This window comes from Kitasatospora sp. NPDC041988 (assembly GCF_055588525.1).
In genome coordinates this window covers 150,842-151,797 of record NZ_JBVJCO010000009.1, presented here as the reverse complement: position 1 = coordinate 151,797, position 956 = coordinate 150,842, and the positions used below count along the sequence as shown (strand labels likewise).

The following is a 956-nucleotide window of genomic DNA, read 5'->3' as shown; positions in this document are numbered from 1 at the left end:
GGGGGGGGTTGACGTGTGGTGGGGGGGTCGGGGGGGGAGGGGGGGGGGGAGGGGGGGGGGGGGGGGGGGGGGAACACCCCCCCCCCCCCCCCCTCTCCGGCTCCTACTTCGCCGCCCGCTCCCGCTGCTGCTGTTCGCCACCCGTTTCCCGCGCCCGTTTCCCGCGCCTGAGGATCTTCCCTTGGGCGCCGCGAACATGACAGTGTGGCGGAATGCGCACTCGTCTCCTCGCCGCCACCCTCACGGCGTTCGCCGCGGTGAGCCTCGCCGCCTGCTCCAGCTCGGGCTCCGGCACCACCGCGACCGGCGCCTCCGCGAGCGGCACCCCCACCGCCACGGCCTCCGCCACCACGCCCGCCGCCGGGAGCACCCCCGCCACCGGCGACACCACCACACCGGCCCCCGCGGCCTCCGCGACGACGCCGGCCGCCCCCGCCCCGGGCACTCCCGACGGGCCCGCCCCGGGCGCCTCCTCGCCCGGCGCCCCCGACGCCGCCAACACCCCGGCGGCGCCCAAGCCCGCGCCGCCGGCCGACGCCGGACTGCCCACCAAGCCGGGCGCCGACGTCACCACCCAGCTGGTCGCCGCGCTGAACGCGATCGACCCGGCGATCGTCGGCGGCAAGCCCGAGCAGGCCGTCGACCGGGCCCGCAACCAGTGCCAGTCGATGTACCAGTTCCCCAAGGACCGCGCCAAGCTGGTCGACCTGGCCAACCAGCGCTTCACCGCGCCGGACCACCCGCAGGGCTTCGGCGCCGAGAAGGCCGAGAAGATCCTCGACGCCCTGCGCGCCACCCTCTGCCCGCCGGCCTGAGCCGCGGCCGGGCCCCGATCGGCCCCGGCAGCCCGAGCAGCCCGGTGTCCTGAGCGCCGGGCGGGGGGGGGGGGGGGGGGGGGGGGGGGGGGGGGGGGGGGGAGGGAGGAGGGGGGGGGGGGGGGGGCGGAGGGTCCTGCT

General features: G+C 79.6%; 1 protein-coding gene. It reads left to right on the top strand.

The annotated features are described in order from the left end of the window. Positions 1-212 precede the first annotated feature (212 nt). The gene (locus tag ACZ6NC_RS12085; protein ID WP_465731601.1) at positions 213-815 is read left to right on the top strand and encodes a hypothetical protein; all 603 of its coding nucleotides are present in this window, start codon (positions 213-215) and stop codon (positions 813-815) included. Positions 816-956 lie beyond the last annotated feature (141 nt).

Coding starts and splice junctions, on each gene's coding strand:
- ACZ6NC_RS12085 (WP_465731601.1), top strand. CDS start 213: ATGCGCACTCGTCTCCTCGCCGCCACCCTCACGGCGTTCGCCGCGGTG.